Origin of the sequence: Candidatus Defluviibacterium haderslevense, from assembly GCA_016712225.1 — a bacterium.
GTDB classification, from domain to species: Bacteria; Bacteroidota; Bacteroidia; order Chitinophagales; family Saprospiraceae; genus Vicinibacter; species Vicinibacter haderslevensis.
The window spans coordinates 658,218-681,587 of record JADJRL010000003.1 but is presented as its reverse complement, the minus strand read 5'-3'; the positions used below and the strand labels follow the sequence as shown (position 1 = coordinate 681,587).

Below are 23,370 nucleotides of genomic sequence, written 5' to 3'. Positions count from 1 at the left end.
ATCTTTTCCTAAAAACTTCACTCACCATAGTCTGATATCATATCTTTAATCCATACTTAGAGGATCTGATCATTGTTTTCTCAACCTTGTAGATACTAGTTATATGCATAAATAATTATGGTCAGTTCATTTTGGAAAAACTATTTATTTTTTTCGATTAGTACCTAATGAGGCAGTGGCATAATGTAAGCTGAAATATGTGAACATGGGCGAAAGATTATTCATGGAAGTTATGATACAAGTAAGTTTATCTAATTTATAGATAAATTAATCATTATTTTTATATTTTTGGATCCAAATGACCTAGCGTACTATGTTGCCACCAAAGTTAAAGATTGAGGATTTAGATGGTAATACCATTGTTTCCTTAATAGTACAGGGTAATATGGAGGTATTAGATCAAGTGTATGCAAGCTATAAGCCGGCTTTCTTAAACTGGGCACGGCAGCGCTATCCATCAACCAATCAGCAAGATATTGTGGATAGTTGGCATGATGCCGTTATTGCGTTTTATGAGCAAGTTATATCTAAGAAGTTAACCGTTTTAACCTGTGAATTAAAAACCTATTTATTTACTATTGGATACCGATCATTAATTAAAAAGCATAAAAAGATTCAAAGAATTATTGAAGATACAGAAATAGATAAACACTTGATAAGTGCATCATTGAATTTATTCTTTGAGGTTGAGGATCCTTGGAAAGAGCAAAAAGAGATTCTATTAAAAGAAATTAATGAATTGCCAACGCAAAGTCAACAGATCTTGATGTTAAGATTTATTGATGGTAAATCATTAAAGGATATATCTGAAATTGTAAATTACAAATCATTGAATGTATTAAGCGCTACTATATCGAGGAGTTTGAAGCTTTTGAAAAATAAAATTCAGGGCAAACAAGAATTAAAAAAGCATGCAGGTGAAAGATCAAGAATGGATTGAACGGTATTTTGCTGGAGAGCTAACCGAAGCAGAACTTGCTATTTTGGAATCCAGGATGGCAGATGACCCTATATTTAAAAATGAAGTAGAGCAATATCAATTAATTATAGGCTCCTTACAACTTAAACGTAGGGGGGAATTATTGGATCGGTTTAAGGAGAAAGATAGAATCGTAAGAAGAATTTTTCCCTGGAAATCTTTAGCCGCGGCATTTTTGGTTATTTGTGGGGCATTTTGGTTGTGGAATAGTCAAAATTCCAGTCCTGAAATAAATGAATATGTTGCTCCCATTATTGATTCGAATAACATTCATGAAAAGGAAATGGTATTTGTAGATAGCGTAGTAAGTAAATCAAAGCCCACAGAAAGGGAAGAAAAGGACAATGATTCAACAGCCAATATAAAAAATCGAAAACCTATAATTCCTAAATCAATAGAACAACCCATTGCGAATAACAAGTTTAATCATGAAGAATTATACGCAATGAATTTTGAACCCTATAAGGACGAAACCATGAATCTTAACCTACGAGGAGAAGACGCTATAAGTCCTTATGATCAATTTGTAAAGAATTATTGGAGTGGTAAATACCAAGTAGTTATTGACTCGTTCAGTACTTTAAATACAGCATTACAAAAGAACGATAATGTATTATTTATAAAAGCTAATGCGTTGATGGCAACCGATAGATTCGAAGAGGCTATTTTGATTTTAGAAAATATCATTAGATCGGATAAATCAAGATATAAGATGGAGTCAAGATGGTATCTTGGACTATGTTACTTGAAGACGAATGCAATGGTTAAAGCTAGAGAACAATTTAGAATTATAAAATCTTTAAATAACCCTAAATATAATAAGGCAGTTGATAAATTTTTAAAACAACTATAAACTATTGATGAGTTGTTTGAGCTTCAAGATTGTAGTAGTATGATATTGTTTTTTTTACTAGTTAGGATATATAAATTTTTGGAATATTAAATTTAGCTCGATGAAATATTTGTGTCTTTCTTTTCTATTATGGATGCCGTACTTATTATCTTCTCAAAGCATAGATTCTTCAGCAATAAAGGAAATTGATAGTCTTATTAAGGTGTCACGGAAGTTAATAGGTAAAAATGAATTTGATAAAGCATTAGAAGTTAATATGATTGCAGAAAAATTAGCTCTAGAAAAATTAGGGCTAGAGTCGGTGGAGTATGGAAATGCATGTTTTAATCATGGAAGAATATTGCATTTCAAAAGTGATTTTTTAGGAGCTGAAGGATATTATTTAGAATCAAAGGAAATTAGAAAAAAAATACTAGGGACTCAAAATCTCGATTATGCTCTTAACCTAAATAACTTAGCAAATCTCTATAAAGAAATTGGCCAATATGATAAAGCTGAAATGTTTTTTTTAGAATCTATTCAAATTAAGAAGAAAATTCTTGGGATTGAACATTCAGATTATGCATCAAGCTTAAATAATATTGGATTATTATATTTTGCAAAGGGAAATTTAGAGAAAGCTGGTGAATATGCATTAGAAGCAAAAGTAATTTTTAAAAAAGCGAATGGTCAAAATGATATTAATTTTTTAGGAGCCACTATAAATTTAGCTAACGTCTATTATATAATGTATAATTATGAAAAGGCTGAATTTTTATATCTTGAAGTAATCAAAATATTCGAAGAAAGATTAAAAAATTTTAATCACCCTTTTTATTCAAATTGTTTAAATAATTTAGCTAATTTATATAAAGATGAATACAAATTTGAAAAAGCAGAAAAGCTATATCTTAAATCTGCAGACCTTGTTATAAATAATTTTGGTGCAAATCATGAAGATTATGCGATAAGACTAAGCAACATGGCAAGCTTGTATTTGAATATGGGTAATTATAAGAAAGCAGAATCATTGTATCTAAGTTCTAAAGATATTTATGAGGCGAAGTATGGAAAAGTACACCCAGATTATATTTCAATTTTGCATAATCTAGCAACCTTATACAAGAAATTGGCAAATTTTGAAAAAGCAGAATTATTATTTCTTGAGTCTAAAGCATTACGAGAACAAGCACTTGGTAAAGAGCATGTAGATTATTCTTCTAGTTTAAATGGTCTTGCTAATCTTTATGCGGATTTAGGTGATTTTGAAAAAGCAGAACAATTCTATTTGGAATCGAAAACCATTCGAGAAAATGTATTAGGAAAGGAACATCCTGAATATGCAACAAGTTTGGATAATCTTGCAATTTTATATAAAATGGAAGGGAAATTTGAAGAAGCAGAACAACTCTATTTGGAATCGAAAACCATTCGAGAAAATGTATTAGGAAAGGAACATCCTGAATATGCATCAAGTTTGAATAATCTTGCAATTTTATATGAAGAATCATCTAATTACAAAGAAGCCGAACGGTTCTATTTGGAATCCAAAGTCATTCGAGAAAAAATATTAGGAAAAGAACATCTTGATTATATTTCTATTATTAAAAACCTTGCATGTTTTTATGAAGTGCAAAAGCGTTTTATTGAATCTAATCAATTGTTAATGGAATTTTACTCTCTAGAGCAAGTGGTGCTAACTAAAGGGACTACTTTTCTTTCAGAAAGAGAACTAACCAATTATATATCAATCTTTAAACAAAATGGTGATGATCTTGGAAAATATCTAATTTCTCGATACTCGAATAGTACTCCATTTGGAATTCTTGCTTCAATTTATTATAATCATGTATTGTTTCATAAAGGATTTCTTCTTGCTTCATCTACAAAGCTTAACATTAATGCTAGCCAATACCCTCTTGAATATGAAATTAATTGTAAATTAAAAAGTTGTAGAAGGCAAATTGCAAATGAATACTCCAAGCCTAAAATTAATGGGGTAACATTAACTGAACTTGAAGAGAGTTCAAACGCATTAGAAAAGGAACTTATTAATAGTTTAGCTAGTTATGGAGAAGCTATTCGACAAATAAAATGGCGAGAAGTTAGAAATAAATTAGAATTGAAAGATGTTGCCATAGAGTTTATACATTTTAAATTCAATGATAAAAACCAAACAGATAGCTTCTTGTATGCTGCCTTAGTCTTACTCCCAAATGACACCACACCTCATTTTGTGCCGCTTTTTGAAGAAAAAGAACTGAATCAATTGTTATCAACATCGCAATCCAGACGCATGGATTATGTTGCCGATGTGTATCATTCTCCAAATGACAGAGGAACTATGCCACAAGATGTTCAAACCAAATCTCTTTATGAATTAATATGGAAGCCAATAGAGCCATACCTCAAAGGCGTGAATAAAATCTATTTTTCTCCAAGTGGATTGTTGCATCGAATCAACCAAAATGCTATTGCCATAAATGATCAATCATTGCTGTCTGATAGATATGACTTGGTTCAATTGGGTAGTACCAGACAATTGGTTTCAAACAATGATGATAAAAAGTCAAAAATACTTAATGCATGCATATATGGAGGAATCAATTTTGAAATGGACAGTACGGCAGTGAAGGCTACACATCACGAGATTGATACCAATGGTATAGCATTAAGATCTGAACTTAGTTTTTCTTATACAGATTCCACTTTAAGAGGGGGTTCATGGAACTATCTCAATGGATCAGAACAAGAAGCTAATGAGATTAACAAAATAATTCATAAGGCAGGAATTAAATCTTCTCTCTTCAAAGGAAATGATGCGACTGAAGAAGCCTTTAAAAAGCTAGGAGATTATAAAACAGAATCACCTCAAGTCATACATATTTCTACTCATGGGTATTTTTTTCCTGATCCGAAAATCAGTCGACAGTCATCAGTCCTCAGCCTTCAGGAAGAACCTGTTTTTAAAATGTCCGAGCATCCCATGTTACGATCTGGACTTATCATGGCAGGTGCAAATCACGCCTGGAAGACAGGAAAACCGATTACCCCCGAGGCAGAAGATGGTATACTTACAGCTTATGAAATCAGTCAATTGAATCTTCGAAATACAGAACTTGTGGTGCTGTCAGCATGCGAAACAGGACTGGGAGATATACAAGGTAATGAAGGTGTGTACGGATTACAGCGCGCTTTCAAGATAGCGGGTGCTAAGAATCTGATCATGTCCTTATGGCAAGTGCCAGACCAACAGACCAGTGAGTTAATGACTGCATTTTATAAGTATTGGCTCATCAAGAAAAAAAGTATCCGAGAGTCTTTGAAACTTGCTCAAAATGATCTAAGAAAAAAGGGTCTTGAATCGTTTTATTGGGCTGGGTTTGTGCTGGTGGAGTAAGCATAAATTACTTGTCCGATTTGCAATACACTTAAGGTTGGAAAAATTTTCATCGGGCTCATTCCTTATTAGCTTTAATTATCTTGATTATTGGCTTCAAAATATGAAGAGCTATTCTATTAAATTGAAGGATTTTATCTACGGCAATCAATTTTAAAGTTCTATTTATATATTTTATTTTACATTCTTGATATTTTTAAATTATCAAAATAATTTATTGATATATAATATGTTATATAACTTATAAAATTTTATATATATTAATTTTGTGACTTCGCTTTTGTGTTTTTCAAAATATTTATTTTAACATGTTAAGATTTATCTAACCCAAAGTATTAACCAATACAAAGACATGAAAAAGCAATATTCTGTACATAATATTATGGTTTTGATAAATCGAGAATCCGAAAGCGTTAGTGGAGGCATAACTAATTAAAGTAAAGTCAAAATGAAGGTGGTGTTTAAACTCTTACTTGTTTCTATGATGTTTTTTGGGGCTATTGTAAATGGCAATGCTCAGGACAAACCAAAAAATGACCCAAAGTGGCCAGATATTGCTCTTCAAAAGAAAATAATTAAATATGATTTACAATCAACCAATGGTGATAAGAGAACATATAACGTATCAGTATCAATTGAAGTTATAAATTTTGGTGAAAAACAAACACCAGCAAATAAATTAAATTTAAAATTGACAATTGGTGTTTTGGGTCCCAACGATTCACATGATTTTATTGGGAATGGTAAAACATTCACTAAAGTATATTCTATACCATCCTTAAATCAAAACCAGAAACAAAATGTAGAATGGAAATTCACATATACTACACTTGGAGAAATTTATTGTCATGATTTTAGCACATTGGTAGCAAACAAAGTGCCATTAGAATTAGTAGTAAATAACAATAAATTAATGGATAACCAATTATATAAATGTGTGCATGTGCACTGATTCAGGTAGTTTTTATATAAACACCTTTGAATAATTATTATTAACTCTCAATAAAGTTTAAATTATTCATTTGCTGAAATCATAAAAATGTCTTTTAATTTATATATCAATACTTATTCCATAATATAATAATAATTTCATGAAAAATCTTAATTTATTTGTTTTATTTTTAATTCAATTTTTTTTAATTGAAAGTCTTCAATTAAATGCAAAAGAAATGAATTCATCAGAATGCAAATCTCCTCAAGGAACCTTTAAACTTTCTATACAAGAATTAAGTCCAATTCGATGTTTTAATGGCGCGACTAACTTAAAAGCTTTAATAACTGTTACTTCAGGCACTGTTACCGGACTACTATATAGTTGGTCAGGCGGTGGAAATACTCAAACCATTTTAAAATTTGCTGGTACATATACAGTAACAGTAACCTCTACAAATAGTGGATCTAAAACTGCATCTTACACATTAACTGAACCAGATGAAATAACTATTTCTGAATTAGAAATTAAAGATGCATGTTATGGTGGGTATGGTCAAGTAAAATTGCAAGGAGTAAATGGTGGAGTTCTTCCAATAACTTTTTTTATTTTAAATAGTCAGGGTCAAATATTATATTCTGCATTTCTTTTTAGTAATAAAATACCATATATGGGTAATTATCCTCCAGGTAAATATAAAATTAAAATCAACGATTCGAATGGATGTTTATTTATAGAAGATATAGAAATTAAATCAACAACAAAAGCATTTACAAATGCCGGAATTGTGCCATCTCCGGTAAGTTGTTATCAATCAATAGATGGCAAATATGTAAGCACCCCGGAACAAATTATTCCAGGAGTTACTAAAAATTTCGATTGGGTTCTAAAAGATGTAAATGGAATAATTATTGATACAGATTGTTGTAATCCATCATCATCAAAAGACGACCTCAAAGCCGGGACTTATACTTTGGAAATAACAATGGATCAATGTCTATGTCCTAAACTTGTTAAATCATTTACAATTACACAACCTACCCAATTAGTTTTTAGTGGTCAAAAGACAGATGTTGATTGTTTTAGTAATGCAACTGGTAACATTATTTTAACTACAAGTGGTGGAAATGGAGGTTATAAATATGAATGGAATACTGGAGCTACAAGTAAGGATCTTATTGGACTTAAAATTGGATCATACCATGTATCTGTCACTGATTCAAAAAATTGCAAATCAAATCCAAGTTCATTAAGCTTTACTATTAATCAACCTGATATTATTGAAAACTCAGGATTTGTTATTAAGGATGTACTTTGTTTCAGTCAACGAAATGGTGAGATTATACAAAACATTAAGGGCGGGATAAGCCCTTATAGCTACTCTTGGATCGATGGAAGTCAATTAGCTAATCGAGATCAATTGCTTAAGGGTATGTATTCTTGTAAAATTACGGATAAAAATAAGTGTATAAGTAATTTTAATTATATGGTCAATAAACCAAAAGAACTCATTCAGTCTGTAGATACTATATTGCCGTATACATCTATGCAAAAGGGAGCTATTAATATTGATGTGACTGGTGGTTTTGGTCAATATTTTTTCGATTGGTCAGGACCGAATGGTTACAAGGCAAGTAGTGAAGATATTTTTGATTTAATGCATGGAGATTATACAATGTCCATACAAGATGAGAATGGATGTGTTAATGAGAAGAAATATAATGTTCCATTGTTAACATCAGCATCAAATGATGAATTCAAGTCAGTTTATTACATACAATATTCGGATCGTATCTTATTTAAAAATATTCCAATTGGGCATACCAATGCGGCTCGGGTTATAAAAGCAGACGGCTCATTAATTCAGGGGTCATCAGTTCTGTATTCGAATGGTGAATTACAAATGGATACCAAGCATCTAAGTTCAGGTATTTATTTCGTGCAACTAAGTAATTTAACCCATTCCTATTCTTTTAAAGTAAATATTTTTTAGATTTAATTTATTTTTTTACTTAAGTCTTTATTGCATATAGCATACTATATCACTTATTTTGGTATGAGTTGAATAAAATTCAAGCATTTGAATTGCGTCAAAATGGTTTTATCATTTAATTGAAAATAGTAATATTAAAGAGCTAAATCAGTTTAATTAAAATTTATATCAATTGATGTTAAGATTCTTTAAGTCAAATGCATTAATTGATAACTTAATAAAAAATTATTGTGATTTATGATGATTTTTAGTTTACTTCTGAAATTGTTGGTGATAAAGTAATTCATAATTTTATAATCAAATTTGAAAACCAAATCACTAGAAAAATATTTTTGAAAAACATTTTAATTTATTATTCATTAACTTAAATAAACATTTCTATGAAAATTACAACATTAAATTTCATCTTTGGAATTTTACTTTTTACAATTAATGCAAATGTTTTAGTGTCTCAGGTTAAAATTATGGATATCAATAATATTTCCATTTTTGAAACTAAAGACAAATCTGGGAAATTATCATATTCTGGAATTGGACCAAATGGATCTAAGGTGCCTGTTTCCATAACTTACTTAAAGGCTGCAGATATTACAAACAAAAATAATGGAAATAAAACCAGCAATTGCAGTTATTCATGCTTTCCTTGCGGCAATGGAAATACAGATTTATGTTGTCTGTGTAAGAATGACGCAAAGTCTGCTAAAGTATTATTAGAAAAGATAACAAAATTTAAAAAAGTGTATGAAGAACCAAATTTTAAATTATATAAAATTCAAGAAAACAAAGATACTGGATATTTGGGATTAGACAATAATGGGAATTACGTACAAACTAAAGTAAATAAACCCAAAGGACCAATTACTATTCCTGGTGATGAATGTTATAAATGTACTATGCAAGGAAAGGTAAAAGTATGTGAGTTTTTTCCTTGTAAGAAATAATTCTAATTCTAATTTAGTTTTCAATATTTTTTATTAACTAATTCTAAAATAGATATAATATGAGTTTACATAAAATTAAGTTTTTGTTCATTTTTGCAAGTCTAATTTTTACCGCACCTGAGCTTTATTCACAGAATGGATTTGTAACATTAGGTGGTAACACTTCTGGAAATGGAGGCACATTGAGTTATTCAGTTGGACAATTAGTATATAAATCTCAAACTGGTTTTAATGGTAATATTAACCAAGGTGTCCAACAACCATATGAAATATTTACTGTAGCTATAGCTGAAGAATTTTTAGATATTTCTGTATCCATTTTTCCAAATCCGACATTAGATATGCTAATCATTAATATAAACGATGTTGATTCAAAAACCTTGAATTATCAATTGTATGATATTCAGGGAAAATTATTAATAAGGCATAACATATTTAAAAATCAAACGAAGATAACTACTGAAAATTTACCAGCATCAACTTATGTTTTAAAAATTAATTCGGAAAACAAACCTATTCAATCATTTAAAATTATTAAAAATTAAATATCATGAAAAAACTTACGTTCATTTTTTTGACATTATTAGTTTCATTAGGAGCATTCGCTCAACCAAACAAGATGAGTTTCCAGGCAGTTATTAGGAATGCAAATGGTCAGTTGGTTGCAAATACTAATGTTGGTATTCGTTTGCTCATATTAAAAGGTTCAGAATTTGGTGCAGCCGTTTTTGTAGAGACTCATGTTGCTTCAACAAACGCAAATGGATTAGCTTCATTTGAAATTGGAGGTGGAACCAATGTTACTGGTAGTATTGCTAGTATTGATTGGGCATCAGGACCTTACTTTCTAAAAACCGAGACAGATCCAAATGGAGGTTCCAATTATTCTATTTCTGGTACAAGTCAAATGCTTAGTGTGCCTTATGCGTTATATGCTGGTTCTGGTGTTAAAGGGGACAAAGGAGACAAAGGAGACAAAGGAGATCAGGGTCTTCCTGGTATAAAAGGCGATAAAGGTGATCCAGGTTTACAAGGATCTAAGGGTGATGATGGATCGCCAGGTATTAAGGGTGAGAAAGGAGATAAAGGAGATAAAGGGGATGTTGGAATGGAGGGTCAAAAAGGAGAAAAGGGAGACCAAGGTTTACAGGGAGTAAAAGGGGACAAAGGAGATAAAGGCGATGTTGGGAATCCTGGTAGTGCCAATATAAATGGCACAACTGGATATATTATTAAATTCAATGGACCTACTTCAGGTGATAATTCTATTATCCGTCAAGAAAATAATATTATAAATATAAATAATCCTAGTGGAACTGGTGGTAAATTAAACGTCAAAGGAGTAAGTGGTGGTTATGGTATTCACGGAGAATCAGATTTTATTGGAGTTCAGGGGGAAGGTAATATTGGAGTTTATGGAAATGGCACAGGTGGGGGTGTTGGAGTAAAGGGTAATAGCTCTTCAAGTGATGGGGTACAAGGTGTAGCAGCTTCTAGTGGCGATGGGGTTCAGGGTACTTCTTCAAGTGGTAATGGAGTTAGAGGAACTTCTACAAGTGGCTACGGTATTCAAGGAACTTCTACAAGTGGAGATGGATTAAGAGGATCCTCATCTAGTGCCGATGGAGTACAAGGCACATCTACAACTGGTGCAGGAGGTAGATTTGGTTCTACTTCTGGGGCAGGCGTTGTAATTGAAGTTGCAACCAATAAATTAGCATTGCTTGCAAATTATGGAGATGTTTTTATAGGAACTGGAAACATAGGTATAGGAACTACAGCATTTAATTATAAATTGCAACTTGGAACTAATTCAGCTGCAAAACCAACTACAAATACATGGACAGTTGCTTCTGATGCTAGATTAAAGAAAGATATCATTTCATATAAAGATGGACTTAGTGAATTATTGAAAATTAATCCTGTATGGTTTACCTATAATGGTCAAGGTGGCATGCCAAATGAAACTGGGGTGGGCGTTCTTGCTCAAGAATTGCAAAAAATTGCGCCCTACATGGTAAATAAATGGATTTATAAAAAAGATCAACTTGATCCTGGAACTGAATATCTTGGAGTGGATAATGGTTCAATGACTTACATGCTCATCAACGCAATCAAAGAACAACAACAAATGATTGAATCACTAAATCAACAAATCGATGCTAAAAATAAAATGTTTGAATCATTCCAAACAAAACTTGATGCATTGTATTCACAATTAAAATTAGAAGGTGATGCGCATTAATAAATTGATAAAATGAATCAAATAATTTTTAAATAGTTTCATCTTTTTGAAAGCAAGAAAGTATATTATTTTCTTGCTTTCATTTTTTTAAAATAACATCACTTCTTCACCACCTTAATAGTCTCAGTCCTTATTCCATCATATACTTTCAAGAAATAAATTCCTGAAGTTAAATATGAAAAATCATGTTCCTCAATATGTGGTCCATGCCATAACAATTGACCCATGATATCAATTAATTCGCAATAATGATTTTGTTGATGGATAGACAAACGAATGAAATGTGTAAATGGATTGGGTTCTACTCTAATGGGTTTATTTAAAGATGGTAAATGGTTAAATCCAGTGTTGGCATTATTCTTTACACATCGACAAGAGAATCCAGTATTGCTGCCAAGTGCTAGTCGTTGGATGGTGTCATTTGTAGACCATAAAGTATAATGATAAGCTTGATTTTGGTTTACTGGCGTAGAGGTCCAAAAAATACTGCGAAACCGTAGTCCATTAAATATCCCAAAACCGTCTCGATCACCAGCATGTCTGGCTGAGAATCCAACTAAATCTGTACCCATTCCTGCACCCATTCCTTCCCCAATCAATTTGAGGGCGTTGCCTCCTCGACCTTCAGAATTGGATATTAATTGTCCACCTGCTGTTTTGATTAATCGTTGCCATTCTTCATCAGTGGATACATGCCAACCTTGGGGACATAATCCTTGTGCTCCATTGATTCTGTTGTAATTCATGAGTTCATCCCATTCATAAAGTCCGCCGTATGGATTCAATTGTAGCGAATCATTATTGGCAGCATATTTTTCTGGAATATTATTATTGAACATGTCTGAATGTACTGTTGTAGAAATATTACTCAACACCATTTTCCCATAATTCAAATTGCGTTTCATCCAACAATCAGATCCTATTTGTACAGTGCCATATTTTTGTTGGTCCCTTGGATCGGTGTAAATAGTTCCGCAAGTAAATATATTATTGCTGTATGGAGGTCCAACATAGATCGCTAAATAACTTGTATCATTTATTTTAATAATGGATGGATCGCCACCTTGCAAATTGGTATTTGTAAATCCACTCCAAATGAAACCATCAGTGGTAGAGTTATGCCAAATTCGTTGACCGGATCCATAAAAACGCATTTCGTTGGGTTGATTCAACATCAGATTTCCGGTCCAATTATGGGATGCATCAGAAGTATAATTGGCCTGTTGGATAAATTGAAGGCCGTCAACACTGGTTGCATGGTAGGCCCCATCCTGTGGTGCTCCAGCTGGAGCTGAATAATGCCACTGACCATTGAAATATAAAATTGCTGGGTCTATTACGGGTCTGGTAGGATGATCAAATCTGGCATTCTGTTCAAAAACGTAGTGAATGCCATCGGTGCTTACTGCAGAATAAGTATTCACCAAAGCATCCAATCCCATGGGTGATAAACCATCACTGGAAGAATAATATATTCTCAAACTATCAGCATTCAATACCGCCAAAGTCGGATCAAATGGACGTTGATAGGTAGTCGGCAAACCTGAAACTATTATGGGTATGGGTTCTTCCCAGGTCTTTCCGGCATCATATGAAAATTTCACCGCAACTCGATCCCAACTCGGAGAATTCATGGGTTGTCTAAACCATTGGAATGCACAAATCAAGGTATCGCCTTTCCACCGAACAACACATGGCACTCCTGAGGAATCTTGAAATATAGTTGGATTTGTGAATTGAGTTCCATCAGACGACCATGCCATGTTCAATGGATTATTCCAAGGGCCATTGTTTTGGGTGTAAATTTGTTCCTTAATTAAGATATATAGGATTAAAATTAAACCAAGTGATTTTATTTTATGGATTAGAGACATGTATGTGGAATTTATGATGCAGTCATAAATATAAGTCATTTTGCTCAAACATATTTTAAACTAATCCTTTAATTGAGATTCAAAATAAGCTTCTTTCTCGGTTTTAAGATAACTGACTGATTTGCTCCTAAAGCGCAACTGATCATGACAATTTTTCAAGTTTAGGAACCTTGCCCGTCTCTGCTTAACTTGTCAAGTCTTCCAACTTCGTCAATCTAGGTGGGCCAGCCCGATTAGTTCTCAGAGTTTAGATGTCTTTATAGATGTCTTTATAGGTGTTTAGTTCAATATTTATCCAAATATAAGAGGACTACTCACCGCGTCTATTTCACGTATAATCCACGTATTATCCACGTCTATTCCACGTCTATTTTCGTCCAGTCTCACCAATGGACGTAACGGCTGATTTCACCAATTGAAGACGAGGTAAGTTGTACCAAGTCTATTACAAGCCTATCTCATTGAATTATTAAATAAATAAGCTTGTGCCATTCAGAGTGGACGAGCTACCACTGTGGTTTCAATTTAACTAAATTTATGAAAAAATCTACTAAATATGCTTTGCGATTAAACTTGTTTACAATCAAATAAATCCGCAAACTTTAAAATATTGTAAATAGACTTAATTACTGAAATTACCATTTCCTATCCATAAATTCACACAACATCATTCCATTATTTATTTAGCACCATAACTTATATTGGATCCCTTTTTTAAGTTCATTCACCATTTGCTTATACTATTTTATCCTTCAAAGTCAATTAAATTAAGCTTTCTATCCATTTTAATAGATCGTTGTGCATAATTTGTAATTATGAATACTAAGAATCTTATCATTTCGTTTTAACTTTGCAGTACAAAGTACTTTTTATGGAAAAAAATGAACTACTTCAGGATATAAGCTCCATTCGAAAACTGATGGAAAGGTCCTCACGATTCATATCATTAAGTGGGCTGTCAGGTATCATTCCAGGAATATTGGCTTTGATAACGGTTGGTGCAATCTATTATAAGGTCTGGCCATCGGAGGAGAAGGCACTCAGTCATAAATTAAATGTATATAGATATATAACTTTTGATGGTGAATTGTTAAATTATGTAGCTGGGTTATTAGGATGCTTATTTATTTGTTCTATTATTTCAGGAATCTATTTTACAGCTCGAAGAACAAAACAAATGAATCTAACGATTTGGGATCATACTTCAAAACAATTATTGATCAGTTTGATGATACCAATTGGGGTTGGGTGTTTATTTTGTTTGGCTTTATTCATGAATGGCCTGTGGGGTCTGGTATTACCGGCTTCACTCCTGTTCTATGGATTGGCACTCTTAAATGCAAGTAAATACACATTAGTTGACATTCAATACCTGGCCTATAGCGAATTGGTTCTGGGATTAATAGCTTGTTATTTTTATGGATATAGTTTAGTTTTTTGGGGCGTCGGATTTGGATTATTGCACATCATTTATGGTGCTGTCATGTATTATAAATATGAAAAGTAAGGATGAAAAAATTTATTCATAAAATCAATAAAGCTTTTGAAAATAGAGTTCGATTAAGCATAATGGCGTTGCTCATGATTCATGAAGAACTTAGTTTTAATCAATTGAAGGAATGGCTAGAAGTGAGTGATGGAAATTTAGCCAGCCATATTCAGGCATTAGAGAAAGCAGAATACCTTATAGTGCTCAAACAATTTATTGATAAAAAGCCAAACACGTCGTATAAGGTTACGAAAAAAGGGAAAAAAGAGTTCAAGGAACATATCGATGCTATTGAACAATTAATCAAGGATATATGATACCAATATGATGAATATTTAGGTTCAAAATGATTTGGTATCTTTTTTTACTTAACAACTTTGCAATACAAAGTACTTTTAATTTATTTATTATGAAAATAGAAATGGTCAGCAGTCAGCAATTCAATTCAAGAACAAATCTTATGGTAAAATCCATTATCATTTTTTTTCTTGTCATTATTCTTTTCGCGTTAACCAATGCGATAAGTGGTTTAGTTTATGAACGTTCTCAAAATAAAAATAAAATAGGCAATGAAATAGCTTCCAGTTGGGGCCAGGAACAAACCATCACAGGTCCCATTATTGCGATACCATATCATAAAATGGATCAAAAGGGAATTAATTCGATAAATGGATTTTTATACATTATGCCGGATCAGTTGAATATTAGTGGACAGATGGATCCTGAAATTCGTTCCAGAGGAATTTATCAAGCCTTACTTTATAAGAGTTCTTTAAATTTCAAATCTACTTTTAACATTAAAAACAAAATAGAATCTAAAGTCAGTTCTGAGATATTAGACTATAATAAAGCTACCGTCATCATAGGTATATCTGATTTAACTGGGATTCGAAATCCCATCATGCTTCATTGTAATGAATCTCAGATTAGTTTAGTTTCCGGAACATCGGGTAGCGATGTGTTATCAAGCGGCGTCTCAGGATATCTTCCATCATTAGATCAAAAGGATAGCATTGACATTCATTTTTCCATTGACCTTAACGGTTATCAATCCCTTTCATGCATTCCGGTTGGTAAAAACACAAACATTAATCTAAAATCTTCGTGGTCCTCTCCAAGCTTTTATGGTCAATTTTTGCCACAGAAAAGAGAGATCAGTGATAAAGGATTTAATGCTGATTGGCAAGTTTTAGAACAAAATAGAATATTTAATTCAGTATTTTATGATTTCGAATCTAAGATTGGATCTAGTGGCATTGGTGTGCGATTAATTGAACCTGTAGATAGCTATTTGAAAAACGAACGCAATATAAAATATGCTTTACTCATTATTTGCCTTTGCTTTATGTGTTATTTTTTTATTGAAATATTTTTCAAAATCAGAATTCATCCGATTCAATATTTTTTAATTGGAGCTGCATTGACAATATTTTATTTGCTTATTTTATCCATGTCTGAACATATTGGTTTTAACTTATCTTATTTTATTTCCAGTGCAGTCACGATTTTTATCATTGTTTATTATTCTCATTCGTTTCTTAAGCGCATAAGAATAGCTTTGATCATTTCTGGAATATTAAGTTTATTATTTGGTTATATTTTTATTATTTTACAATTGGAAGATTATGCATTAATTGCAGGCAGTATAGGATTATTCATAATATTGGCAATCATCATGATGGTAACCAGAAAGATAAATTATTATGATTATGAAGCAGAAAAAATATCTAATGAGATCAAAGAGATATGATGAAGTAAAATTATTTTTGATTTGTCAATCGGAATTTTTGAAACTCCAAATCTGTTTTTTTAACCGCATCTATAACATGTTGTGTTGGAATCATATCACTATCTTGTAATATATTATGTAGTCGTGTGAAAATTCCAATAAATTGGTTTAACTGATTTTCTTTAGCAGATTCGAGTTTGCCTTGGTTTAATATATCATGACAAGTTATAGTATTATGGTAGCAGATCAAACTAAGGTCATGTTGTTTTTGTAAATCCTTTAGTGAAGTTTTAACTCGTGGATCCATTACAACTTGTATTTTTTGAGTAAGTATTTTACCATCAGTGGTTAATCGGATAGTATATTCTCCGGGCATGACCCAGGGTGAAGTTTCGTCTGGTGCCGTATTATTATAAATAGCAGCAATGGGAAATGATGGACTTACATTTCGAGGTTGATAGTGCATGTCCCATAGGAATCGATGTGCACCAGACTTACCTGATAATATATGTTGTGGCCGAATCCAATATAATGGAATATTGACTTTTGGAATCTTATATAATGTATCTTGATTTGAATAATGACGAATGACTTCAGATTGTTGATTTAAAATATCCAATTGAATAAGTTGTGCGGGATGTTCTAAATAATAATCAATAATGGCGCCATCTGGTGGATTCTGACCACCTGGTTCTTCTTGTGGAAGAGGTGTGTCCGTATTCATATTCCATCTGACTCGGTAAGCTTTTTGTGGTTTAAATAAAATATTATGATCCAAGGTCATATCAAGTTTAAATTGTCTAAGTCTTGTAATATCATCTAAGATCCAAAAACTTCGTCCATGTGTGCCAATGACTAGATCATCATCCTTAATGACCAAGTCCCGTATAGAAGTAGCTGGCATATTGAGTCTTAATGTTTGCCAATGTTCCCCGTCATCAAATGAAACAGAAACATTTGTTTCGCTACCTGCAAATAATAAGCCTTTTCTTTTCGGATCTTCTTTGACTACATTGATAGGTTGATTGGGTAATCCATTTACGATTTCTTTCCAGGTAACACCACCATCTGTTGTTTTATAAATATGTGGTCGCATATCATCGAGACGAATGCCATTTATTGCAGCATATGCTGTATTGACATCAGTATGACTTGCATCCATCAATGATACCTTGCTCCAACTTGAAATCATAGGTGGTGTAACATTGATCCAAGTTTTTCCGCCATCATTCGTTTTATGTATAAGTCCATCATCAGTTCCGCACCAAATGGTTTTGGAATCAACATATGATGGGGCAATCGTGTAGATTACACCACGTTGGGGCATTTTTTTAATGTCTTCAGTGGAATAAATACCAATACATGAGGGTATATCATACGTTTTTCTGGTTAAATCAGGACTGATAACATCCCAATGGTTACCCCCATCTATAGTTTTGAATAAAACATTTCCGGCAAAATAGAGTGTCTTATTGTCGATAGGATTAAATATTATAGGCGCAGTTCTAATATATCTATAAGCACCTTCTTTGGGCGATATGGGAGTAATATTTTGTGTTTGTCCGGTTCTTTTATCATGCTTAGAAATTTTTCCTCCATATACAATGTTTGGATCCTTGGGATCCGCTACCACATAACCATATTCTTCTGCACCAACAGGATGCCAATCTCTGAAAGTGATTTGACCATCATGACCCCTTGAAGAAATACAGACCGAACCGCTTTCTTGTTGGCCGCTATATACATTATATGGAAAACTATTATCAGCACTAACGTGATAGAATTGTGCAGTGGGTTGGTTGTACCAACTTGAAAAAGTCTCCCCGCCATTTACTGTGATGATAGCGCCTTGATCACTGGCTAACAAAATAATATTTGGTTGCTCGGGATTGATCCATATCCTATGATAATCATCTCCACCTGGTGCGCCTCGAAAGCCTTGCCAATGAAGTCCCCCATCTGTGCTTTTCCAAACCACCACATTAGCAGAATAAACGATATCTTCATTTTTAGGATCCACTTTGATTTCTGCAAAATCACTTCCACGACTCCACAATCTGGCATCTGAATCTAATAATCGCCAAGTTTCACCAGCATCGTCGCTCCTGTAGATTCCTCCGAGCTGACCAGCGTCAACTGTTGCATATAAGCGGTTAGAGTTAGAAGGAGCAATACAAAATCCAATCCTGCCAAGGCCTTGTTCTGTAGTTGGTAAGCCATTGATTAATTTTTTCCAAGTATTTCCGCCATCAATAGATTTATACAAACCACTTCCTTGGCCACTCCACATGCCATTCTCCCACGGTGCTAATCTAGCAGCCCACATGTCTGCGTAAATAATATTTGAATGAACCGGATCAATGGTTACTTGTATGGCACCGGTATTGTCATCTATATAAAATACTTTTTCCCAGCTTAGACCTCCATTCAAAGTACGATAAACGCCCCTTTCCGAATTGGCGCCATAGGGATGGCCAAGTACAGCAGCAAAAACCCGGTTTTCATCTTTAGGATCTATTGCCATTCCTCCAATTTGGTGACCTTCCTTTAAGCCAGTATTTATCCATGTTTTACCAGCGTCAATGGATTTGTAAACACCATTTCCTACTGATAAATCAGGGCGTTGTAATCCTTCACCAGTGCCCACATATATAGTATTGGGATTTGATGGTGCTACCACAATATCACCAATTGATCCGGTCGATTGTTCATCAAAAATGGGGACCCAGGATCTTCCATAGTCTGTGGTTTTCCAAACCCCACCGTTATTTACACCTATGTAAAATACATTGTGTTGAGATGGTAAACCTACTGCACCTACAGTTCTACCGCCTCGATGTGGTCCAATCATTCGCCATTGCATGCCTTCAAAATATTTAGGTGCGATCGATTGACTTTCGCCATTGGTGATAACCATTAAAGCGTATATTAGGAACAATATATAATTTGGTTTTTGAAAAAAAGGATAGACCTTATTAATCAAAAATGTTAATCTATTCATGCTTGTAATTATTTTATTTGTAACTGTAAATTTAAGAATCAAAATAACAAATAAGCGATATCTTACACAATTATAAATGATAGGGTATGAAACACAAAATTATAGCTACAATATTCATTGTTATATTAACAATGAGTTGCAAACAATTGTACAAACAACCTTACATTCATATCGAACCGCAATTTGCAGAAGTCCATTTTGAAAGACCCATGTCGAGAATTCAGTTAGAACAATTACGGAATGATTTAGCAGCCATACAAATTCAAATCAACTATACTGATATAAAGTATGATGGTGAACTTTTAAATTTTTTGGCTTTTACTTTGGATTATAAAGGACAACAGGCAGAGGGAAGTACACATTTTGTACATAAGGTCAGACCTTATGGGTTTATAGTAGATGACCGGAATAATGGAACACTCCGATATGTAGTAGGTGAATTAGCGCCATAAACCTTGATTCACTTGTATTGATAAACATATGACTTTGTGATTCTATGAATGTTCAAATTAGAGATTTAAGTTCCATTAGTATTTCAGAATTAGTGCAAGTTTTTAATCATGCTTTTGCAGATTATGCCATTCCAATTTCGCTCACAGTAGAATTAATGGAATTAAAGATTGTTCAGGAACATATACAATTGAATTTATCTGTTGGTATTTTTGATGAAGATAAAATTGTAGGATTTATTCTTACTGGTGTTCTATGGTTGGATGGATATCTTAATGTTTATAATGCCGGAACAGGAGTCATTCCTCAATATAGAGGGCAAGAATGGACAATGAAAATGTATGCATTTCTAGATCAAAAACTTAAGACAGTTCAAGTAAAACAGCATCAACTCGAAGTACTAACAACTAATAAAAAAGCAATTCATTTATATACATCATTGGGCTTCAAAATTTCAAGAACCTTATCCTGTTATAAAGGATTTATCGCTAGACATGAAATCAATCCTAAAATCAAAATTATAGAAGAAGCGAACATAGAACAGCACGTTTTAAAAACGTTTTGGACCATTGAGCCTGCTTGGCAGTATTCCTTTGCATCATTGGAAGAGGGAAAATTATCTAATACGTTATTATGTGCATATTTAGAAGGAATATGTGTTGGTTACGCAGTTATTAATTTAAAAAAATCAAGAATTTTACATATTGCAGTTGATCAAAAATATAGAAGACAAGGAATAGGTAGCACATTAATGACCAATATCCTAAATCAATTCAATTCAAAAGAAGTCACTATCATTAATGTTGATAAAAGTGAAATAGGAATCCATGCATTTTTTGAATATTGTGGAATGAAGATTTTTATTGAACAATATGAAATGAAGCGATCGATACAATATGAAATTTAATTTTTATTTCAATCGTTCGTAACAACCTAAATCTGGTTTAACTGGATCTCGTAATACATTTTCTAAATCATTAAAAATATTATTTATTGGAATGCCTTTTCCATCTGCAATGGACAGCGTATCCAATCTATAATTGTCTTTAGAAATATCAATAAATAATGGATCAAGAGAACCGCTGATGATACAATTTTGAGTATAATCTTGAACGAATTTTGGAAATTGATTTTGATCCGTTAGTTTTCGAATTTTGAGAAGACAATGATCAAATAATAGATTAAACCGAACGGTAGGATCTGCTACTGGCTTTAAACTTAGCTCATCATCGTCCGATCCGGTAACAATGCAATTGGTCATTTTTGCATCCAGTGGAAAAGTATAAGGATGTGGACAGTCGATAGGATCTTCACAATAAAAATTACTCCACACTATTCCTGAATAAGAATTTCCTAAATTAGCAAAAGTGCAATAGGTAAAATCATATTTTCCACCATTAATTGCAGAAAATGAAGCTTGCCCTTGATTGTAAAACAAACTATTATTCATGGTAATTTCTGCTGCATATCCATATAATCCTCCGACAGAATTGTTTGCAAATATGGTATTTGAGATTTTGCATTGAGCAGCTGAATCTACATATATTCCAATTTGATTATTTTTAATAGTGGTGTAATTAATTGTATTTCCTTGAGAAAACTTATCTATGACAATCCCCGACCATTGACCTGAAACTTCCTGATATTCGGGTTCAAGTCTAACACCTTGTATGATAACCGGTTTTTCATGAGTACCCTCTATTTGTATATTCGCATCAGAACCTATAAAAATTCGACCATCATTATAAAAAAACGTATTTCCCTGGCTGTCTGATCCCTTAGTTATCCCCCCAAATACGTGAATTCTCGTCCCGGCTTTTATAGACAGGCTGCCATGATCGAAATATACTATTCCATAAATAATATATGGTTTGGGATCATCCCATACTAAGGTCTGACCTTGTAAATCTATAATACTAGCCTGACCTTTATTTAATTTTTCAGGAAAATAGTTTGCGTTTTGACCTCGAGCCTCAAGAATTACCCTTTGTTTGGCCCCATTAGTTTCAAATACGATGGAATCTGTAATGATAAAAGGACTGACTTCTAAGGGATCATTTGGATTGATAGTCACCTCACAAAATACATATACACTATCATGGGGTCTAATTTCTATATCCCTCAAAGACTGACCAGGGTTGCCATCAATATTCATTCTGAACGGTGTTTTCTGGCCGGTTCCTATATATGCTTTTGAAATTTTTAGGAATTCTTTATGTGGATTATAGATTTTGAAAATAAGGGTGGCAGAACCAATAGTAGAAAAAACCGTATCAAATTGAACTGTATCTGTTGAAAAAGTGGGTTGGCTAGAAATGTCCGTGCTAAATACCTCCTTTTGACAGGAATTGGAAATAAACAGTCCAATGACCAGAAATAATATTGACCAAATTGAATATTTGAAGACCATTCTTTTAAGAAACTTGATTGAGGAACGAAGATATAAGAGAAAAATGTACTATTTTTGCTAAAATTTTTCACATGTCTGAAATTAACAAAACGAGGCGAACTGATATTTTGATCTTTTTAGTTTCTACTGTCATTATGTGCGGGCTTTTGTATGCTGCTCCTGCATGGTTTTGGGTTCCATTGCCCTTTGTATTAACTTATCTCACTAAGGCATTTAATGCCATTTAGGTTTAAGATTAAATTGAAATTGATGCACGGTAGGGATGATCGTTGATGTTATTATTCCTGCATTAAACGAAGAAAAGTCAATTTCATATGTCTTGGATGACATACCTGCTGGATTAGTAAGGCATATTTATGTATGTGACAACGGGAGTTCTGACAGAACCGCTGAAGTGGCAAGATTACATGGAGCTATTGTGCTTCAAGAATTCGAAAAAGGATATGGCGCTGCGTGCCTAAAAGCTATTCATTTTATTCATTCACAGCCTAAAGAAGCATTTCCGGATATCATAGTTTTTATTGATGCAGATTATTCAGATTTTCCTGAGGAAATCCCCATATTAATACAACCCATATTGGACCATCAAGTCGATCTAGTTATAGGGTCTCGCGTCTTAGGGAAAGCAGAATCTGGCTCTTTGACCTTTGTACAGCGTTTCGGGAATGCCCTTTCCACACATTTGATTCGTTGGATTTATGGCTATCAATTCACAGATTTAGGGCCATTCCGTGCTATTCGTTTTGATACTTTAATCCAAATGAATATGCAAGACAGAAATTATGGATGGACTGTTGAAATGCAAATACGTGCTGCAAAAATGAAAGTAAGAAGTACAGAAGTTCCAGTAGATTATAAAATCAGGATTGGCAGATCCAAGGTCTCGGGTACTATCAAAGGCAGTGTATTAGCTGGTTATAAAATTCTGTACACAATTTTCAAAATGTGGTAGATGGCATTTGGTCTATCTTCAAAATTTTGATAGTATGCATCTAATTAAAGCTACGATACTAAGATTTAACAACACTTCAATAATTGACCATCATCCTATTTTTTAATGTTATTGACTGGTTGTGATTTAGTTAATTTGCTTTTC

18 protein-coding genes are annotated in these 23,370 nt (G+C 33.0%); 15 read left to right on the top strand and 3 right to left on the bottom strand.

All coding sequences use genetic code 11. The features are described from left to right. Window positions 1-313 precede the first annotated feature (313 nt). The 8 genes from IPK88_02890 to IPK88_02855 all read left to right on the top strand — a co-directional run bounded on the left by IPK88_02890 (window position 314) and on the right by IPK88_02855 (window position 11,321). Complete coding sequence (locus tag IPK88_02890; GenBank protein ID MBK8242347.1) at window positions 314-940, top strand: sigma-70 family RNA polymerase sigma factor; 627 nt, start codon at window positions 314-316, stop codon at window positions 938-940. Continuing rightward, a complete protein-coding gene (locus tag IPK88_02885; protein MBK8242346.1) occupies window positions 918-1,832 on the top strand; it encodes a tetratricopeptide repeat protein in 915 nt (304 codons plus the stop codon). The genes IPK88_02890 and IPK88_02885 overlap by 23 nt, the downstream gene beginning before the upstream one ends. Before the next feature lie 100 nt (window positions 1,833-1,932). Further along, complete coding sequence (locus IPK88_02880) at window positions 1,933-5,211, top strand: CHAT domain-containing protein (protein ID MBK8242345.1); 3,279 nt, start codon at window positions 1,933-1,935, stop codon at window positions 5,209-5,211. Between the two features lie 457 nt (window positions 5,212-5,668). Beyond that, entirely contained in the window at window positions 5,669-6,163 is a 495-nt protein-coding gene (locus IPK88_02875; GenBank protein MBK8242344.1) for a hypothetical protein, read from the top strand. Window positions 6,164-6,302: 139 nt separating this feature from the next. Then, entirely contained in the window at window positions 6,303-8,135 is a 1,833-nt protein-coding gene (locus IPK88_02870) for a SprB repeat-containing protein (protein ID MBK8242343.1), read from the top strand. Between the two features lie 380 nt (window positions 8,136-8,515). After that, window positions 8,516-9,076 carry a hypothetical protein gene (locus IPK88_02865; protein MBK8242342.1) on the top strand — a complete coding sequence of 187 codons (561 nt, stop codon included), beginning with the start codon at window positions 8,516-8,518 and terminating at the stop codon, window positions 9,074-9,076. A 59-nt stretch (window positions 9,077-9,135) separates the two neighbouring features. Then, entirely contained in the window at window positions 9,136-9,621 is a 486-nt protein-coding gene (locus IPK88_02860; GenBank protein MBK8242341.1) for a T9SS type A sorting domain-containing protein, read from the top strand. Window positions 9,622-9,626: 5 nt separating this feature from the next. Then, complete coding sequence (locus IPK88_02855; GenBank protein ID MBK8242340.1) at window positions 9,627-11,321, top strand: tail fiber domain-containing protein; 1,695 nt, start codon at window positions 9,627-9,629, stop codon at window positions 11,319-11,321. Window positions 11,322-11,419: 98 nt separating this feature from the next. Here the strand turns inward: IPK88_02855 and IPK88_02850 are convergent, their stop codons facing one another. Then, the gene (locus IPK88_02850) at window positions 11,420-13,195 is read right to left on the bottom strand and encodes a T9SS type A sorting domain-containing protein (GenBank protein MBK8242339.1); all 1,776 of its coding nucleotides are present in this window, start codon (window positions 13,193-13,195) and stop codon (window positions 11,420-11,422) included. Between the two features lie 871 nt (window positions 13,196-14,066). On the opposite strand from IPK88_02850, the gene IPK88_02845 reads away from it, so the two are divergent. From IPK88_02845 to creD, 3 genes are all read left to right on the top strand, one after another. After that, on the top strand, window positions 14,067-14,702 hold the full coding sequence (locus tag IPK88_02845) for a hypothetical protein (GenBank protein MBK8242338.1): 636 nt from the start codon (window positions 14,067-14,069) through the stop codon (window positions 14,700-14,702). A gap of 2 nt (window positions 14,703-14,704) precedes the next feature. Continuing rightward, the gene (locus IPK88_02840) at window positions 14,705-15,001 is read left to right on the top strand and encodes a transcriptional regulator (GenBank protein ID MBK8242337.1); all 297 of its coding nucleotides are present in this window, start codon (window positions 14,705-14,707) and stop codon (window positions 14,999-15,001) included. A gap of 92 nt (window positions 15,002-15,093) precedes the next feature. Next, a complete protein-coding gene (gene creD / locus IPK88_02835; GenBank protein MBK8242336.1) occupies window positions 15,094-16,434 on the top strand; it encodes a cell envelope integrity protein CreD in 1,341 nt (446 codons plus the stop codon). A gap of 10 nt (window positions 16,435-16,444) precedes the next feature. Here the strand turns inward: creD and IPK88_02830 are convergent, their stop codons facing one another. After that, entirely contained in the window at window positions 16,445-19,330 is a 2,886-nt protein-coding gene (locus IPK88_02830) for a glycoside hydrolase (GenBank protein ID MBK8242335.1), read from the bottom strand. 170 nt (window positions 19,331-19,500) lie between these two features. Here IPK88_02830 and IPK88_02825 point away from each other — a divergent pair, with 170 nt between their 5' ends. Both IPK88_02825 and IPK88_02820 read left to right on the top strand, forming a co-directional pair. Beyond that, window positions 19,501-19,866, top strand: coding sequence for a hypothetical protein (locus IPK88_02825; GenBank protein MBK8242334.1), 366 nt, complete (start codon window positions 19,501-19,503; stop codon window positions 19,864-19,866). Between the two features lie 44 nt (window positions 19,867-19,910). Beyond that, window positions 19,911-20,771, top strand: coding sequence for a GNAT family N-acetyltransferase (locus IPK88_02820; protein MBK8242333.1), 861 nt, complete (start codon window positions 19,911-19,913; stop codon window positions 20,769-20,771). Window positions 20,772-20,774: 3 nt separating this feature from the next. On the opposite strand, the gene IPK88_02815 is transcribed toward IPK88_02820, so the two are convergent. Continuing rightward, window positions 20,775-22,274 (bottom strand): right-handed parallel beta-helix repeat-containing protein, encoded by a 1,500-nt coding sequence (locus tag IPK88_02815; protein MBK8242332.1) that lies wholly within the window; start codon window positions 22,272-22,274, stop codon window positions 20,775-20,777. Between the two features lie 71 nt (window positions 22,275-22,345). Between IPK88_02815 and IPK88_02810 the strand changes: the two genes are divergently transcribed. Beyond that, on the top strand, window positions 22,346-22,501 hold the full coding sequence (locus tag IPK88_02810; protein MBK8242331.1) for a hypothetical protein: 156 nt from the start codon (window positions 22,346-22,348) through the stop codon (window positions 22,499-22,501). Window positions 22,502-22,536: 35 nt separating this feature from the next. Beyond that, window positions 22,537-23,226, top strand: a complete 690-nt coding sequence (locus IPK88_02805) for a glycosyltransferase family 2 protein (protein MBK8242330.1) — start codon at window positions 22,537-22,539, stop codon at window positions 23,224-23,226. The last annotated feature ends 144 nt before the right edge of the window (window positions 23,227-23,370 follow it).

Excerpts from the sequence above, each read along its gene's own strand:
- IPK88_02805 (MBK8242330.1), top strand. The coding sequence starts at position 22,537 with ATGATCGTTGATGTTATTATTCCTGCATTAAACGAAGAAAAGTCAATT.
- IPK88_02810 (MBK8242331.1), top strand. The coding sequence starts at position 22,346 with ATGTCTGAAATTAACAAAACGAGGCGAACTGATATTTTGATCTTTTTA.
- IPK88_02860 (MBK8242341.1), top strand. The coding sequence starts at position 9,136 with ATGAGTTTACATAAAATTAAGTTTTTGTTCATTTTTGCAAGTCTAATT.
- IPK88_02850 (MBK8242339.1), bottom strand. The coding sequence starts at position 13,195 with ATGTCTCTAATCCATAAAATAAAATCACTTGGTTTAATTTTAATCCTA.
- IPK88_02830 (MBK8242335.1), bottom strand. The coding sequence starts at position 19,330 with ATGGTTATCACCAATGGCGAAAGTCAATCGATCGCACCTAAATATTTT.
- IPK88_02865 (MBK8242342.1), top strand. The coding sequence starts at position 8,516 with ATGAAAATTACAACATTAAATTTCATCTTTGGAATTTTACTTTTTACA.
- IPK88_02855 (MBK8242340.1), top strand. The coding sequence starts at position 9,627 with ATGAAAAAACTTACGTTCATTTTTTTGACATTATTAGTTTCATTAGGA.
- IPK88_02820 (MBK8242333.1), top strand. The coding sequence starts at position 19,911 with ATGAATGTTCAAATTAGAGATTTAAGTTCCATTAGTATTTCAGAATTA.
- IPK88_02825 (MBK8242334.1), top strand. The coding sequence starts at position 19,501 with ATGAAACACAAAATTATAGCTACAATATTCATTGTTATATTAACAATG.
- IPK88_02815 (MBK8242332.1), bottom strand. The coding sequence starts at position 22,274 with ATGGTCTTCAAATATTCAATTTGGTCAATATTATTTCTGGTCATTGGA.
- IPK88_02845 (MBK8242338.1), top strand. The coding sequence starts at position 14,067 with ATGGAAAAAAATGAACTACTTCAGGATATAAGCTCCATTCGAAAACTG.
- creD (MBK8242336.1), top strand. The coding sequence starts at position 15,094 with ATGAAAATAGAAATGGTCAGCAGTCAGCAATTCAATTCAAGAACAAAT.
- IPK88_02890 (MBK8242347.1), top strand. The coding sequence starts at position 314 with ATGTTGCCACCAAAGTTAAAGATTGAGGATTTAGATGGTAATACCATT.
- IPK88_02840 (MBK8242337.1), top strand. The coding sequence starts at position 14,705 with ATGAAAAAATTTATTCATAAAATCAATAAAGCTTTTGAAAATAGAGTT.
- IPK88_02880 (MBK8242345.1), top strand. The coding sequence starts at position 1,933 with ATGAAATATTTGTGTCTTTCTTTTCTATTATGGATGCCGTACTTATTA.
- IPK88_02870 (MBK8242343.1), top strand. The coding sequence starts at position 6,303 with ATGAAAAATCTTAATTTATTTGTTTTATTTTTAATTCAATTTTTTTTA.